This is a genomic window from Vannielia sp. SX4, assembly GCF_052828525.1.
In genome coordinates this window covers 2,252,869-2,267,087 of record NZ_CM128247.1, presented here as the reverse complement: position 1 = coordinate 2,267,087, position 14,219 = coordinate 2,252,869, and the positions used below count along the sequence as shown (strand labels likewise).

The 14,219-nt window shown below is 65.5% G+C and carries 16 protein-coding genes; 7 read left to right on the top strand and 9 right to left on the bottom strand.

Going from position 1 to position 14,219, the window contains the following annotated elements; genetic code table 11:
• Window positions 1-57: 57 nt before the first annotated feature.
• The 5 genes from mltG to fabD all read right to left on the bottom strand — a co-directional run bounded on the left by mltG (window position 58) and on the right by fabD (window position 4,800).
• Window positions 58-1,227 carry an endolytic transglycosylase MltG gene (gene mltG / locus ACUXVX_RS11155; protein WP_446308365.1) on the bottom strand — a complete coding sequence of 390 codons (1,170 nt, stop codon included), beginning with the start codon at window positions 1,225-1,227 and terminating at the stop codon, window positions 58-60.
• A complete protein-coding gene (fabF, locus tag ACUXVX_RS11150) occupies window positions 1,227-2,504 on the bottom strand; it encodes a beta-ketoacyl-ACP synthase II (protein ID WP_446308364.1) in 1,278 nt (425 codons plus the stop codon). The genes mltG and fabF overlap by 1 nt, the downstream gene beginning before the upstream one ends.
• Before the next feature lie 187 nt (window positions 2,505-2,691).
• On the bottom strand, window positions 2,692-2,925 hold the full coding sequence (locus ACUXVX_RS11145; protein ID WP_222469484.1) for an acyl carrier protein: 234 nt from the start codon (window positions 2,923-2,925) through the stop codon (window positions 2,692-2,694).
• Between the two features lie 189 nt (window positions 2,926-3,114).
• Window positions 3,115-3,852: a 3-oxoacyl-[acyl-carrier-protein] reductase gene (fabG, locus tag ACUXVX_RS11140; protein WP_446308363.1), complete on the bottom strand. Its 738-nt coding sequence runs from the start codon at window positions 3,850-3,852 to the stop codon at window positions 3,115-3,117.
• 6 nt (window positions 3,853-3,858) lie between these two features.
• Window positions 3,859-4,800, bottom strand: coding sequence for an ACP S-malonyltransferase (gene fabD / locus ACUXVX_RS11135; RefSeq protein ID WP_446308362.1), 942 nt, complete (start codon window positions 4,798-4,800; stop codon window positions 3,859-3,861).
• Between the two features lie 202 nt (window positions 4,801-5,002).
• Between fabD and ACUXVX_RS11130 the strand changes: the two genes are divergently transcribed.
• The gene (locus ACUXVX_RS11130) at window positions 5,003-6,226 is read left to right on the top strand and encodes a cytochrome b/b6 domain-containing protein (RefSeq protein WP_446308361.1); all 1,224 of its coding nucleotides are present in this window, start codon (window positions 5,003-5,005) and stop codon (window positions 6,224-6,226) included.
• 105 nt (window positions 6,227-6,331) lie between these two features.
• On the opposite strand, the gene ACUXVX_RS11125 is transcribed toward ACUXVX_RS11130, so the two are convergent.
• Together ACUXVX_RS11125 and ACUXVX_RS11120 are read right to left on the bottom strand one after the other, a co-directional pair.
• Window positions 6,332-6,910, bottom strand: a complete 579-nt coding sequence (locus tag ACUXVX_RS11125; protein WP_222471007.1) for a YceI family protein — start codon at window positions 6,908-6,910, stop codon at window positions 6,332-6,334.
• 160 nt (window positions 6,911-7,070) lie between these two features.
• Window positions 7,071-7,571, bottom strand: a complete 501-nt coding sequence (locus ACUXVX_RS11120) for a hypothetical protein (protein WP_446308360.1) — start codon at window positions 7,569-7,571, stop codon at window positions 7,071-7,073.
• Window positions 7,572-7,892: 321 nt separating this feature from the next.
• Here ACUXVX_RS11120 and rpsF point away from each other — a divergent pair, with 321 nt between their 5' ends.
• From rpsF to rplI, 3 genes are read left to right on the top strand one after another with little or no spacing between them, the layout of a single operon-like run.
• Window positions 7,893-8,246 (top strand): 30S ribosomal protein S6, encoded by a 354-nt coding sequence (rpsF, locus tag ACUXVX_RS11115; protein WP_140014259.1) that lies wholly within the window; start codon window positions 7,893-7,895, stop codon window positions 8,244-8,246.
• Between the two features lie 29 nt (window positions 8,247-8,275).
• The gene (gene rpsR / locus ACUXVX_RS11110; RefSeq protein WP_036700444.1) at window positions 8,276-8,503 is read left to right on the top strand and encodes a 30S ribosomal protein S18; all 228 of its coding nucleotides are present in this window, start codon (window positions 8,276-8,278) and stop codon (window positions 8,501-8,503) included.
• Between the two features lie 12 nt (window positions 8,504-8,515).
• A complete protein-coding gene (gene rplI / locus ACUXVX_RS11105) occupies window positions 8,516-9,154 on the top strand; it encodes a 50S ribosomal protein L9 (RefSeq protein ID WP_222492696.1) in 639 nt (212 codons plus the stop codon).
• Between the two features lie 140 nt (window positions 9,155-9,294).
• Here rplI and ACUXVX_RS11100 read toward each other — a convergent pair whose 3' ends face one another.
• Window positions 9,295-10,023, bottom strand: a complete 729-nt coding sequence (locus ACUXVX_RS11100; protein ID WP_446308359.1) for a hypothetical protein — start codon at window positions 10,021-10,023, stop codon at window positions 9,295-9,297.
• A 154-nt stretch (window positions 10,024-10,177) separates the two neighbouring features.
• On the opposite strand from ACUXVX_RS11100, the gene ACUXVX_RS11095 reads away from it, so the two are divergent.
• From ACUXVX_RS11095 to ACUXVX_RS11085, 3 genes are all read left to right on the top strand, one after another.
• Entirely contained in the window at window positions 10,178-10,651 is a 474-nt protein-coding gene (locus tag ACUXVX_RS11095) for a lytic transglycosylase domain-containing protein (protein ID WP_222469491.1), read from the top strand.
• A 62-nt stretch (window positions 10,652-10,713) separates the two neighbouring features.
• On the top strand, window positions 10,714-12,663 hold the full coding sequence (locus ACUXVX_RS11090; RefSeq protein WP_446308358.1) for a bifunctional 2',3'-cyclic-nucleotide 2'-phosphodiesterase/3'-nucleotidase: 1,950 nt from the start codon (window positions 10,714-10,716) through the stop codon (window positions 12,661-12,663).
• A gap of 168 nt (window positions 12,664-12,831) precedes the next feature.
• Window positions 12,832-13,251 (top strand): PACE efflux transporter, encoded by a 420-nt coding sequence (locus ACUXVX_RS11085; protein ID WP_446308357.1) that lies wholly within the window; start codon window positions 12,832-12,834, stop codon window positions 13,249-13,251.
• Window positions 13,252-13,265: 14 nt separating this feature from the next.
• Here the strand turns inward: ACUXVX_RS11085 and ACUXVX_RS11080 are convergent, their stop codons facing one another.
• Complete coding sequence (locus ACUXVX_RS11080) at window positions 13,266-14,204, bottom strand: hypothetical protein (RefSeq protein ID WP_446308356.1); 939 nt, start codon at window positions 14,202-14,204, stop codon at window positions 13,266-13,268.
• Window positions 14,205-14,219 lie beyond the last annotated feature (15 nt).

Below are 14,219 nucleotides of genomic sequence, written 5' to 3'. Positions count from 1 at the left end.
AGGTCACCGCCCGAAGATCGTCTCGCAAATCTCTGCACTGTGCGGCCCGAGGCCCGGTCAGTTGTTGCCTTCCGGCTCGCTCGCGGCCCGCTCGGCCTCGATCTCGCGCCAGCGCGCCACGTTCTCGTTATGCTCTTCCAGCGTCTCGGCAAAGGCATGGCCGCCAGTGCCATCGGCCACGAAGAACAAGTAAGGCGTGGTCTCGGGGTTCAGCGCCGCCTCAATGCTGAGCCGCCCGGGGTTGGCAATCGGCGTCGGCGGAAGCCCATCGATCACATAGGTGTTGTAATCAGTCCGCGCCCGCAGCTCGCTCTGCCGCAGCCCGCGGCCAAGCGAGCCCCGGCCCTGCGTCACGCCATAAATCACCGTCGGGTCGGTTTGCAGCTTCATGCCCACCTCAAGCCGGTTGACGAAAACGCTGGCCACCTGCCCGCGCTCCTCGGCCACCCCGGTTTCCTTCTCCACGATAGAGGCCATGACCAGCGCTTCCTCAGGGCTGTCATAGGGCAGGCCCTCTGCCCGCTCGGCCCAGGCTTCGGCAAGGATCGACTGCTGCGCCGACTGCATCCGCTCGATCAGCGTGGCCACCTCAGACCCTTCGCGCACCTCGTAGCTGTCGGGCGCAAGGCTGCCCTCCGCGGGCACCTCCACCTCGCCTACGAGAAAGCCCGAGGCCTTCAGGCTCTCGACCACCTGCCAGCTGGTCACGCCCTCGGCCAGCGTCACCCGAAAGCGCACATCTGAGCCGCCGGTGCCCTCTACATATTCTGCCGGGGCCTCCTCTGCGGCGGGGTCGTATTTGGCGACCTCTACGTATTCCTGCGTGGCCGGATCCAGCTCACGCATCACCAGCTCGGCGCGGAGCACGCCGATCCGGTAGTTCACCTCGGTTCCACAAGTGCTGCGGCCCGCCGTGGTAATGCTGTCGACGATCTCCTGCATCGAGGCACCGGGCGGCACCAGAAAGGAGCCTGCCTTCAGCAACTGCGTCCGGTCGGTGTATTCCGCACCCATCCGGAAGATCATGCCATTGCTGACGGCACCGCGCTCAACCAGCTCGTCGCTGACCACGCCCATGTTCGAGCCAGACCGCACCTGAAGGCAGATCGCCTCGGCCAGCGGCCCCTCACCGGTGTATTGCTTCTGCGCCCACGTCACGCCCACGGCGAGAGAGATCATCAGAACGATGATCACCGTGAGGCCGTTGGAGGCCAATGCACGCCACATCAGTCAGAGACTTTCCGCAGGATCAGGCAGGCGTTCGTGCCGCCGAATCCAAAGCTGTTGGAGAGCGCCACATCGATCTCGCGCTCATGCTTGGCATTGGCCGCGAGGTTCAGCTTGGGCTGCACTGCCGGGTTGTCGAGGTTGATCGTCGGCGGCGCGACCTGATCGCGGATCGCCAGCGTGGCAAAGATCGCCTCAACCGAGCCGGCAGCCCCCAGCAGGTGGCCAATGGCGGATTTGGTCGAAGACATGGTGGCCTTGCTCGCCGCCGCATCCCCCATCATCCGCTCCACTGCGCCAAGTTCGATCGTGTCGGCCATAGTCGAGGTGCCATGCGCGTTGATGTAGTCGATATCCTCGGGGCTGATCCCGGCCCGCTTGATCGCCGCTTCCATCGCGCGGTAGCCGCCCTCGCCATCCTCGCTCGGCGCGGTGATGTGATAGGCATCGCCCGAGAGGCCGTAGCCGATCACCTCGGCATAAATCTTCGCGCCCCGCGCCTTGGCGTGCTCGTACTCCTCCAGCACCACAACACCCGCGCCCTCGCCCATCACGAAGCCGTCGCGGTCTTCGTCATAGGGGCGGCTGGCGGTTTCGGGCGCATCGCCCCGCTTGGTGGAGAGCGCCTTGCAGGCGTTGAACCCGGCAATCCCGATCTCGCTGATCGGCGATTCCGTGCCGCCGGCCACCATTACATCGGCATCGCCCCACTGGATCAACCGTGCGGCATCCCCAATCGCATGGGCGCCCGTCGAACAGGCCGTCACCACTGCATGGTTCGGCCCCTTGAAGCCATATTTGATGCTCACCTGCCCGCTGACGAGGTTGATCAACGCCCCGGGGATGAAGAACGGGCTCACCCGGCGCGGGCCCCGCTCCTTCAGCAGCACGGCGGTATCGGCGATGGAATTCAGCCCGCCAATGCCGGAGCCGATCATCACGCCGGTCCGCAGCCGGTCTTCCTCACTGTCCGGCGTCCAGCCCGCATCTTCCACCGCCTGCATCGCGGCAGCTACGCCGTAAAGGATAAAGTCATCCACCTTGCGGCGGTCCTTCGGCTCCATCCAGTCATCGGCATTGAAGGTGCCGTCCGAGCCGTCCCCCATCGGGATCTCGCAGGCATAGGTGGTGGCCAGATGGCTCGCGTCGAACCGGGTGATCGTCCCCGCCCCCGACTTGCCCGCCAAAATCCGGCTCCAGGTCTCTTCCACGCCGCAGGCCAGAGGCGTAACCATCCCCAGCCCGGTAATCACGACACGCCGCGTGCTGTCTGCCATCTGCTCGGCCCCCATTCTTGGTGTTCTCGGTCTTCTCGGTCGGTTCAATTACACGGTAATGTGGTGGCGCGGCAAGGCACGATCAATGCTGCCGCGCGGCATCCCGCCCGCGGATGAACACGCCTCCATAAATGAAAAACGGCGCCCGGAGGCGCCGCATTCGTGCTTGCTGCCGATCCTCGGTGGATCAGGCGGCTTCAGAGATGAACTTCACCGCATCGCCGAAGGTCTGGATGGTCTCGGCGGCGTCATCGGGGATCTCGATGCCGAACTCTTCTTCAAAGGCCATGACCAGCTCGACGGTGTCGAGGCTGTCCGCGCCCAGGTCGTCGATGAACGAGGCGTTCTCGGTCACCTTGGCTTCTTCAACGCTCAGGTGCTCGACAACGATCTTTTTGACCCGATCAGCGATATCGCTCATGAAATTTCTCCGTCAGTGTTTCCGGGCCTTTGCGCCCTTCCGGTGTCCCTTGCCCCGGGTGGAAGCCCCACCTAGGCCCTGCCTGCCAAGGGCTATTCGCCCCCGGCCGCTCGAAATGTGCGCCGCCTATAACATGGTTTCAGGCGGACGCAAACGCTTTCCCAGAGGCGCCAAATGGCCCCCTCCGGATCAGATCATGGCCATCCCGCCGTTCACGTGCAAGGTGGTTCCTGTAGTGTAACCAGCCTCGTTACTGGCAAGATATAGCGCAGCTGCGGCGATTTCCGCCGCATCGCCCATCCGGCCAGCCGGGATCTGCCCCATGATCGCGCCTTTCTGCTCATCGTTGAGCTTGTCGGTCATGGCGGTGGTGATGAACCCCGGCGCGATGCAGTTCACTGTGATGTTCCGGCTGGCCACCTCATAGGCAAGGCTCTTGCTCATGCCCACGAGCCCGGCCTTGGAGGCGGCATAGTTGCCCTGCCCCGGGTTGCCGGTGGCACCCACGACCGAAGACACGTTGATGATCCGGCCCCAGCGGTTCTTCATCATGCCCCGCAGCACGCCTTTGCACAGGCGGAAGGCGGCGGTGAGGTTGACCTCGATCACCTGCGCCCACTCTTCCTCGCTCATCCGCATGAAGATGTTGTCACGGGTCACACCGGCGTTGTTGACCAGAATATCCAGCCCGCCCATCGCCTCGATCGCCTGCTTGGGCAGCGCGTTCACCGCATCCGCATCGCCAAGGTTGCACGGCAGCACATGCGCCCGCTCACCCAGCTCGGCGGCCAGCGCCTTCAGCGGCTCCTCACGGGTGCCGCTCAGGCCCACCGTCGCGCCCGCCGCATGCAGCGCCTTGGCGATCTCGCCGCCAATACCGCCCGATGCGCCCGTTACAAGGGCGCATTTCCCTGTCAGATCAAACATTCCTGCCTACTCCTCGTTCAGCGACGCAACCGCCGCCTTTACCTCGTCGGGCGTTCCCACAGCGCGGGTCGCCACTTCCTTGTCGATCCGCCGGATCATGCCGCTGAGCGCCTTGCCCGCACCGATCTCCCAGATCTCCGTCACACCCTCATGGGCCATGAACTGCACGGATTCGCGCCAACGCACCCGGCCCGTCACCTGCTCCACCAGCAGCGAGCGGATCGTCGTCGGGTTGCTCGTGGCATGGGCCAGCACGTTGGTCACCAGCGGCACTTTGGGGTTATCCATGTCCACCTCCGCCAGCGCCCGCGCCATGACCTCGGCAGCTGGCCCCATCAACTCACTGTGGAACGGCGCCGACACCGGCAGCAGCATCGCCCGCTTGGCGCCCCGCTCCTTGGCGATTTCGCAGGCCGCCTCAACGCAGGCCTTGGTGCCCGAGATGACCACCTGCGACGGGTCGTTGTCATTCGCCGCCTGGCAAACGCCGTTCTCGCTGGCATCCTTTGCCACAGCTTCCACCGCGTCAAAGTCCAGTCCGAGGATCGCGGCCATCGCACCCTCGCCCACCGGCACCGCCGCCTGCATCGCCTTGCCGCGCGTGCGCAGCAGTCGGGCCGTGTCGGCCAGTGTCAGGCAGCCCGCCGCGCAGAGCGCCGAGTATTCGCCAAGGCTGTGCCCGGCCACAAACTTCGCCGCCGTCACCTCCACGCCTTCAGCTTCAAGCGCCCGCATCGCGGCCATCGAGGTCGCCATCAGCGCGGGCTGGGCATTGGCAGTGAGAGTCAGCTCCTCCGCTTCACCTTCCCAGATCAACGCCGAGAGCTTCTCTCCCAGCGCCTCGTCCACCTCTTCGAAAACAGCTGCCGATGCCGGGTAGGCTTCGGCCAGCGCCTTGCCCATGCCGATCACCTGCGCGCCCTGACCGGGAAATACGAACGCCCTCATCGCCCCCTCCATGGTTGTTTGGCCCGTCCTAGCCTGTCGCGCCCCGCACGACAAGCATCGCCCCCACCTCCTGCGCCAGAGCACTTACGCGCCGGGTCGCCGGTTTATTCTGTGCCTGCGCGCACAACCGGCCCTCACATCCGGCCCCTACTCTCCGGCTCCGCACATGCGTATCTTCGCGCCCAACAACCGGAGACACCTGATGCCCCTCGCCAATACTTCCTCCAGCTACGGCACCATCGCCAAGAGCTTCCACTGGATCACCGCCCTTCTCGTTCTCGCCCTCTGGCCGCTGGGATGGTTCGCCAATTCATGGCCCTACGACACCCAGGAGGCCTTCGATACCAAGTGGCTCCTGTTCTCCCTACACAAGACCCTCGGCGTCGCGCTGTTCTTCGTCGCGCTCGCCCGCATCGGCTGGACCCTGTCTCAGCCTCACCCCCACCACCTTGGTGAAAACCGGGTCGAGAGCCTCGCCGCTTCCACCATCCATTGGCTGCTCTACGGCTCCATCATTGCCCTGCCAATCACCGGCTGGATCGAGCACGCCGCCTCCGAGGGCTACGCCCCCATCCTCTGGCCCTTCGGCCAGGACCTGCCCTTCATTCCCAAAGACGTGCCCCTCGCCGTCGCCTTCGCCCATATGCACGTGGCGCTCACATGGGTCATCCTCGGTGCGGTCGGCTTCCACATCGCGGGCGCCCTCAAGCACACGGTCATCGACCGGGATGGCACCCTTGCCCGCATGTGGTTCAGCCGCAAAGCACCGCCGACCCCGCCCGAGGGCAAATCCCACGGCGCCCTGCCCGCCCTGCTCGCCACCGCCGTCCTCGCCGTCGCCCTCGTCTTCCCCTTCGTCACCGGCGAAGAGCAGAGCCAGGCACCCGTTGCCGCCGCAGAGGTCTCAACCGAAGCGCCCACGGCAGCCGAAACCCCCGCCGAAGGCCCGATCTGGGCCGTCCAATCCGGCACCATCGGCCTCAGCATCATCCAGATGGGCAGCGCCGTCTCGGGCAGCTTCCCCGACTTCACCGCCACCATCGCCTATGATCCCGAGGCCCCCGGCCCGCAAAAGGGCACAGCCGATGTCACCATAGATATCGCAACCCTCACCCTCGGCTCCGTCGCCGCCCAGGCCCAAGGGCCGGACTATTTCGACAGCGCCCAGCACCCCACCGCCACCTACTCCGGCCCCATCGTCGAGGGGGAAGATGGCAGCCTTACCGTCGATGGCACCCTGACGATCAAAGGCCACGCCGCCTCCGTGCCGCTGCCCTTCACCCTCACCATCGAGGGCGATACCGCCACCGCATCGGGCAGCACCACGCTCGACCGCCGCACCTTTCACGTCGGTGACAACAAGACAGATGAAGGCTCCCTCGCCTTCCCCGTCGAGATCTCCATCGAGATCACCGCAACCCGGTAAGGCGGCACCCGGCACATCAACCCACCCGCAGGACAGGCATTGCGCGTCCAAACAAAACGGGCCGCCGGATCACTCCGGCGGCCCTTCGCATTCAATCCCGCGGGATCACTCGGCCTTGCCGGCCTCGATCGAGATCTCAACGGCGACCTCATCGCTCACCATCGGGGCGAAGGCGCCGAGGTTGAAGTCGCTGCGCACCAGCGTGGTGGTGGCGCTGAAGCCCGCCCACGGCACACCGGCCATCGGGTGGCTGTCGGTCTGGCCGTTCAGCTTGGCGTCGAGCACGACTTCCTTGGTCACACCGTTGATCGTCAGATCGCCGGTGATCAGCGCAGTATCTTCCCCGGTCACTTCGATCCCGGTGGAGGCAAAGCTCACGTCCTCGCCCGCATCGGCGCCAAAGAAGTCACCGCTCATGAAGTGCTCTGTCCGCTCGTCCCAGCCGGTGATCAGGCTGGCTTCGGGGAAGCTCACGGTCACGCTCGAGGCCGCCGGGTCTTCCTTGTCCCACATGATCTCGCCGTCGAAACCGGAGAACATGGAGGTGGTGGTCGAGAAACCGAAGTGGTCGTAGGTGAACACGATCTGGCTGTGGCTGGCGTCGAGCGCATATTTTTCGGTCTCGGCAAAGAGCGGGGCGGTGGTGGCAACGGCGACAGCAGCGCCAAGGAAGTGGGATTTCAACACGTTGGTGTCCTTTCAGGAGTGTATCTCTCCCCAGACACATCTGATGCCGCAGCGCAGAAGGCAACGCGCATCACCGCACAGAGCCTGTGGCATCCCGCGCAGACTGTGCATCATGTAACGAATTTGTGTCTTGTGACCGCTGTCGGCGTGAGCGCCCTCAGCCCGCCTGACGACCCCGCAGCAGATCGCTGCCGATCCTTCGCGCAGCCTCCCGCAGCGCATCCGGCGCGCCCCGCAGAACCGCCCCTTTCCGCCCTGCGGACCGCACAAAAAGCGCCCCGCGCCCGGCATCGCCCTCCACGTCGATCCCCGAGATAGAGTCGAAGCTCCACTGCGCCACGAGCTGCGCCTGCCCCGAGGCGGTCAGCCTCCGGCGCCGCAGCAGGCGTTTCTCGAGGTCCACATCCAGCTCCATGCGCGGAGCGCGGCTTGCCCGCACGGCAATAATTCCGCCCGCGACGATCAACACCACGCCGATCACCAGCTTTGTCAGCAGCCCAACCGCCATCGGCACCGCCAAAAGGCCGAGTCCGGCCACGATCAGGCTCACGCCCAACAGGCGCCCCATCGGCTGCCCAGCGGCAATCTCGCCATCTTCCGAGAGCACATAGCCCCCGAGCCGTTCGGTGATCCGCAATCCCTCGCGTGTCGAATGCATCTCGATCGACGCCATCGCTCTGCCTGCCTCTGTGGTGTACCTGCTCCGGGCTTTCCGCCCGTTTGCACCCATCTTGCCGCCTAACCCGGCGAAATTAAGACAGAATCTCACCGGCCACGCCGCATTCCCCTCCTCCCGAGTCCTTTGCGCAACAGCCCCGCCCCGTGCCCGCACGGCCCACAAGGCTTGCAACCTGCCTGCGCTCGTGTAAAAGGCCCCATCTCTTCGCAAACCTATCCACAGCGGAGCCACTCGTGCCCGGGCCGCGAAGAGTGCAACGGCCCGGCTTTGAAGCCCGCTCGAAACAAAAGGAACTGCCGCATGCCGCTCTACGAGCATGTCTTCATTTCGCGCCAGGATCTCTCCGGCGCCCAGGCCGAAGGCCTGATCGAACACTTCTCCTCCGTCCTCGGTGACAACGGCGGCAAGGTCGTCGAACACGAGTACTGGGGCGTAAAGACCATGGCCTACAAGATCAACAAGAACCGCAAGGGGCACTACGCCTTCCTGCGCACCGAGGCCCCCGCGCCCGCCGTGCAGGAAATGGAGCGCCTGATGCGCCTGCATGACGATGTGATGCGCGTCCTGACCATCAAGGTCGACGAGCACGCCGAGGGCCCCTCCGTGCAGATGCAAAAGCGTGACGAGCGCGAGCCGCGCCGCGAGCGCCGTTGATCCTCAACCTGAGAAAAGGACAGTAAGCTATGGCTACCAAACCGTTTTTCCGCCGTCGCAAGGTCTGCCCGTTCTCCGGTGAGAACGCGCCCGCCATCGACTACAAGGACACCCGTCTGCTTCAGCGCTACATCTCCGAGCGCGGCAAGATCGTGCCCTCCCGCATCACCGCAGTCTCGGCCAAGAAGCAGCGTGAACTGGCCCGCGCCATCAAGCGCGCCCGCTTCCTCGCCCTGCTGCCCTACGCCGTGAAGTAAGGAGAGACCGACATGGAAATCATCCTGCTCGAACGCGTCGCCAAGCTCGGCCAGATGGGCGAAGTGGTGAACGTCAAAGAAGGCTACGCCCGCAACTACCTGCTCCCGCAGGGCAAGGCGCTGCGTGCCAACGAAGACAACATCGCCCGCTTTGAAAACGAGAAGGCCCAGCTCGAAGCCCGCAACCTCGAGACCAAGAAAGAGGCCGACGCTCTCGGCGCCAAGCTCGACGGCGAGACCTTCATCGTGATTCGCTCCGCCTCCGACGCCGGTTCGCTCTACGGCTCCGTCACCCCCCGTGACGCCGCCGATGCCGCGACCGCCGCCGGTTACACTGTCGACAAGCGTCAGGTCGCGCTCGCCGCGCCGATCAAGGAGCTTGGCCTGCACACCGTGCACGTGGTGCTCCACCCCGAGGTGGAAGTCTCCATCACGCTCAACGTGGCCCGCTCCGAAGAAGAGGCCGAGCTTCAGGCCTCCGGCAAGTCCATCCAGGAACTCGCCGCCGAGGAAGAAGCCGCTGCCGAGTTCGAAATCTCCGAACTCTTCGACGATATCGGTCAGGCCGCCAACGAAGACTTCGGTGACGAGCCCTCCCCCGCTGCCGAAGCGGTGGAAGAGTCCGAAGGCGACGACGAAGAAAACAACTGAGTTTTCACAGGCAAGAAACGCAGAAAGGCCGCTCCATCGGGGGCGGCCTTTTTCTCTGCAGCGTTCCGAACATGACTGCGGTCAATTTCCGTCTAGTGTGGGCAATCTACCGACCATGCCAGACGCCCGGTGCCTGAAACCTAATACCCCACCATCGCCAGCATCTGCCGCATGTCCTGCGTCAGAAACATCCAGCTCCCGGCGCCCATCGCGGCCAGCATCGTCACGCCAAAGCCCTGAAGCGTCCGCAGCTTGCACCAGCCGCGCCACGCCTCTCGCCTCCGCGCGGCCATCACCCCGCGCCCTGCAGCAAGCAGCCCTGCGCCCAACGCCTCCGCTACGCGCCGCGCCTCTCCGGTCAGGCTCCGCGAGGGGTGCAGGCCAGGCTGTTCCGCCACTGGCAGCCCCTTCATCGGCCGCACAAAGGCCTCCGGTACCGAACACACCGCAGCGCCCTCCTGCCATCCCTCATGCCGGGCCCGTCGCACCACGCGGCGCAGCCGGTGCCGAAAGCAAAAGGCCTCCGCCCGGGTGATTTCCAACGCCTGCACCGTATAAAACCCGGCCTCGAACCGTTCCACCAGCCGCTCCATCGCCGCCGCTAGCCGCGCATCCTCGCGCGTTCCCATCCAGACCTCCGCGTCGAACAGGCTCCAGAACAGCCGCACCGCGTTGGAGCGATCCAACTCGCGGCGGCCCACCATCCACTCCAGCGCCCGGCCCTCCGGCGTGTGCCCCTGCCCCTCCAAACCGCGGATCACATGAGCCCAAACCTCCTGGCTCTGACCGACCAGCCACTCAGCAAGGCACGCACCGCTGTCTTCCGGATTGTCGCGGAAGAGCCCATCAACCGTGCCGTGCTGCCCCATATGCCTGCTCCTCTTATGCGAGTCGTTTGTTGAGCCATCCCAGCATTCGAATTGGGGCAGAAATGCGGCATCGGCTCCGCCAAGGTCGGCAAATATCCCCCCTGTCGCCCCGCTGCCTCTCGCCAAGCCGCCGCCATCCTGCCACCCTCGCCGGATGACGACTCGCCGCGCCTTTATTGCCTGCCTCGCCGCCCTGCCGCTCGCCGCCTGCGGCGGTGGCAGCCCCGAACCTGCCAGCCGTGAGGCATTCGACCCGCCGCTCTACCCGCAGGAAACCCCCGAGCTGCGGGCGCTGATCAACAAGTATGCGGCGATCCACGACATCCCCCGCGAACTGATCCACCGGGTCTGCATCCGCGAGAGCACCCACAACCCCAAGGCCCGCAACGGCCCCTATTACGGGCTGATGCAGGTGCTGCCGCAAACCGCGCGCACCATGGGCCACCGCGGCCCGCCCTCCGAGCTGCTCGATGCCGAGACCAACCTGAAATACGCGGGCAAGTACCTCAAAGGCGCCTGGCTCGTCTCCGGCGGCGATATCGACGAGGCGATCGGCTGGTACGCCCGCGGCTATTATTACGAGGCCAAGCGCCTCGGCCTGCTATACGAAACAGGTCTCAGAACCTGACACACCCGCGTTACAAGGCCGGGGCACACCGGCGACAACGCACAACAGAGAGGACCGCCCCCATGCCCATCACCCTGTCCCGCCGCAGCTTTCTCGCCTCCACCGCCGCAGGCAGCCTCATCGCGCTGCACCCCTTCTCGCTCCGCGCTGCGGCCGGTCAGGCCCACCTCCGGGTGATGGAAACCACCGACCTGCACGTTCACGTCTACCCCTACGACTATTACGCCGACCGCGAGGTCGACACGCTGGGCCTCTCCCGCACCGCCTCCATCGTGAACGAGATCCGCGCCGAAGCCACCAACTCCCTGTTGCTCGACAACGGCGACTTCCTGCAGGGCAACCCGATGGGCGATTACATCGCCTATGAGCGCGGCATGAAGGAGGGTGACAGCCACCCTGTCATCACCGCCATGAACACCGTCGGCATCGAGGCCAGCACGCTGGGCAACCACGAGTTCAACTACGGCCTCGAGTTCCTCACCAAGGCTCTCGCAGGCTCCGGCTTCCCGGTGGTCTGCGCCAACATCGTGAAGCCCGGCAGCAGCGAGACCCTGCTGGAGCCCTACGTCATCCTCGACCGCGAGCTGACCGATGGCGCGGGCGAGGCGCATCCCATCAAGATCGGCATCATCGGCTTCGTCCCGCCGCAGGTCATGAACTGGGATCGCAAGCATCTTGAAGGCAACGTCGAGGCCCGCGACATCGTCGCCACCGCCCGCGCCCTCGTGCCCGAGATGAAGGAGAAGGGCGCCGATATCGTCATCGCCCTCTCCCACTCCGGCATCGGCTCGGCGGACGAGACCGAGATGATGGAAAACGCCTCCGTCCCCCTCGCCACCGTCGACGGGATCGACTGTATCCTCACCGGCCACAGCCACCTCGTATTCCCCTCCTCCAACTACGCCGATTTCGCCGGGGTGGACGCCGAGGCCGGCACCATCCACGGCAAACCCGCCGCCATGGCCGGTTTCTGGGGCAGCCACCTCGGCCTCATCGACCTGATGCTGGAGAAAGACGGCTCAAGCTGGCGCGTCACCGGCCACAGCTCCGAGGCCCGGCCAATCTCCAAGCGCAACGAAGACCGCTCGATCACCGCTCTGGTGGAGGATGACGCCGCCGTGCTGGAGAGCGTGAAGGCCGAGCACGAGGCTACGCTCGAATACGTCCGCCGCGCCGTCGGCACCACCGCCGTCCCGCTCCACAGCTACTTCGCGCTGGTTGCCGACGATCCCTCTGTGCAGATCGTGAGCAATGCCCAAACCTGGTACATTGAGCAGATGATGCAGGGCACCGAGTGGGAGGGCCTGACCATCCTCTCCGCAGCCGCCCCCTTCAAGGCTGGCGGGCGTGGCGGGCCGGAGTACTACACCGATGTCGCCCCCGGCGCCGTCGCCATCAAGAACGTGGCCGACCTCTACCTCTACCCCAACACCGTCCGCGCCGTGGCCATCACCGGCGCACAGGTGAAAGACTGGCTGGAGCGCTCGGCAGGCATGTTTAACCAGATCGAACCGGGTAGCCAGGATGCCGTGCTGCTCAACCCCGATTTCCCCTCCTACAACTTCGACATCATGGATGGCGTCACCTACCAGATCGACCTCAGCCAGCCGTCAAAGTATGGCCCCAAGGGCGAGCCACTGAACCCCGAGGCGAGCCGCATCGTGAACCTTCAGTTCAACGGCGCACCCATTGACCCCGAGCAAAAGTTCGTCGTCGCCACCAACAACTACCGCGCTTCCGGCGGCGGCAGCTTCCCCGGTGCCGATGGCTCCACCGTGATCTTCGAAGGCCCCGACACCAACCGCGACGTGATCGTGCGCTACATCGTCGACAAGGGCGAGATCTCCCCCGCCGCCGATGCCAACTGGACCTTCGCCCCCCTCGAAGGCACCACCGTGATCTTCGAGACCGGCCCCAAGGCCGCGGACTACGCAGCCTCGGTCGAAGGCGTCACGATCGAACCGGCCGGTGACGGCGCAGACGGCTTCGCCGCCTTCCGCATCACGCTCTGAGCCATCCGGGCAGCCCATGCCCGCCCCCGAACACAGCGCCCGCGCCGCACACGCGCGGGCACTTGCATTTCCGGCTAGATGGCATAGGTGAAGGCCATTGAGGAGGACGACCTCCGGCCATCAAGCCACGCATTCGGGACGGCCCGCAGATATCGAAAGGGCCACCCCATGCGCAGCACCAAATCCCGTATCATCCACGCCCTCAGCTTCGAGCTGATCGGCCTCGCCATCGTCATCCCCGCCTTCTCGCTGCTGTTCGGCGTCGACATGGGCGAAGGCGGCGTTGTCGCCGTGGTCGGCGCCACGCTCGCCACGGTCTGGAACTACCTCTACAACCTCGGCTTCGACCACGCGCTGCTGCGCCTTCAAGGCCACACGGCCAAAAGCCTGCCGCTTCGCATCCTGCACGCGCTGCTCTTCGAGGCGGGCCTCCTGCTGGCGCTCCTGCCCTTCATCGCATGGTATCTCGGGGTGTCGCTCTGGCAGGCGCTCCAGATGGATATCGCCTTTGCGCTCTTCTATTTGGTCTACGCGTTCGTCTTCAATTGGCTCTACGACCTGATCGACCCGCCCCGCAGGCCGGCCTGACCTGCTGGCGCGCGCTACCCCAGGCTCTCGATCAGCCCCGCCACCTCGGCATCCTCCGCCCGGTAGCTCACCACCCGGACGTCCAGCCCGGCGTTCCGATACATCCGCATCGCCCGGCCCATCGCCTCCAGTATACACCACTTCTCGTTGCCAAAGGCGCCGCCGCCCAGCAATGTCAGGAACACCGGCACCTCCAGCCGTGCGGCCAGCCCCAGCGTGATCTCATAGGCTTCTTCCAGCACCAGCCGGGCGAAGAGCTGCCATTCCCCCTCGCCGCCATAGGCCACCGGAAGGGCCGAGCAATAGACCTGATGCACCTCATGCCCGCCGCCCTCCAGCGTCACCTCGGTGCCCCGCTGCAAGCCCACCTCCAGCAGCCCGCGATAGTCATCAAACCGGCCCCGCAGCTTCTCCTGCACCTCTTCCAGCCCGCCGGGTTGCGGCAGCGCGTAGCCATTGCGCATCTCCCAGAGCGTGCCCCACTCGTTGCCCAGAGCCTGCCCAAGCGGCGCAAGGCAATCGATCTGCCGCTCGCATTGCCCGACATAGCCATCATGCTCTGCAAAGTAGTTCCGCCAGATCGTGCCCGCCACGCAGGCAATCGCGCAGGCCGGCCCCTGTGTCGGGTCGCCAGCATATCGGGTGATCCCCATCGCAGGCGTCACATCCGGCCCGATCATCTCCAGCAGGTTGAACTGCGAGGCCACCTGAAACAGCGCGCCGGGGTGCGCCAGATGCAGCGCCTGCGCATCCCCCACCACCTGGCTGAACCGCGATGCCCCCCGCTCCGGCACCGGCCCCAGCCCGGCACTCGTCACCCGCTCCAGCACGCCCGGCCGCATCACCCGCCCGTTCACCCGGCTGCGCAGCACGCCGTCCTCCGCAACAAGGTTCTCCCGCACGCTTTCCGGCCCGCGCTCCACGAACCCGGTCAACCGCTCAAAGAAATCCATCCACCGCTCCCAAAG

Coding starts and splice junctions, on each gene's coding strand:
- mltG (WP_446308365.1), bottom strand. CDS start 1,227: ATGTGGCGTGCATTGGCCTCCAACGGCCTCACGGTGATCATCGTTCTG.
- fabF (WP_446308364.1), bottom strand. CDS start 2,504: ATGGCAGACAGCACGCGGCGTGTCGTGATTACCGGGCTGGGGATGGTT.
- ACUXVX_RS11145 (WP_222469484.1), bottom strand. CDS start 2,925: ATGAGCGATATCGCTGATCGGGTCAAAAAGATCGTTGTCGAGCACCTG.
- fabG (WP_446308363.1), bottom strand. CDS start 3,852: ATGTTTGATCTGACAGGGAAATGCGCCCTTGTAACGGGCGCATCGGGC.
- fabD (WP_446308362.1), bottom strand. CDS start 4,800: ATGAGGGCGTTCGTATTTCCCGGTCAGGGCGCGCAGGTGATCGGCATG.
- ACUXVX_RS11130 (WP_446308361.1), top strand. CDS start 5,003: ATGCCCCTCGCCAATACTTCCTCCAGCTACGGCACCATCGCCAAGAGC.
- ACUXVX_RS11120 (WP_446308360.1), bottom strand. CDS start 7,571: ATGCATTCGACACGCGAGGGATTGCGGATCACCGAACGGCTCGGGGGC.
- rpsF (WP_140014259.1), top strand. CDS start 7,893: ATGCCGCTCTACGAGCATGTCTTCATTTCGCGCCAGGATCTCTCCGGC.
- rpsR (WP_036700444.1), top strand. CDS start 8,276: ATGGCTACCAAACCGTTTTTCCGCCGTCGCAAGGTCTGCCCGTTCTCC.
- rplI (WP_222492696.1), top strand. CDS start 8,516: ATGGAAATCATCCTGCTCGAACGCGTCGCCAAGCTCGGCCAGATGGGC.
- ACUXVX_RS11100 (WP_446308359.1), bottom strand. CDS start 10,023: ATGGGGCAGCACGGCACGGTTGATGGGCTCTTCCGCGACAATCCGGAA.
- ACUXVX_RS11095 (WP_222469491.1), top strand. CDS start 10,178: ATGACGACTCGCCGCGCCTTTATTGCCTGCCTCGCCGCCCTGCCGCTC.
- ACUXVX_RS11090 (WP_446308358.1), top strand. CDS start 10,714: ATGCCCATCACCCTGTCCCGCCGCAGCTTTCTCGCCTCCACCGCCGCA.
- ACUXVX_RS11085 (WP_446308357.1), top strand. CDS start 12,832: ATGCGCAGCACCAAATCCCGTATCATCCACGCCCTCAGCTTCGAGCTG.
- ACUXVX_RS11080 (WP_446308356.1), bottom strand. CDS start 14,204: ATGGATTTCTTTGAGCGGTTGACCGGGTTCGTGGAGCGCGGGCCGGAA.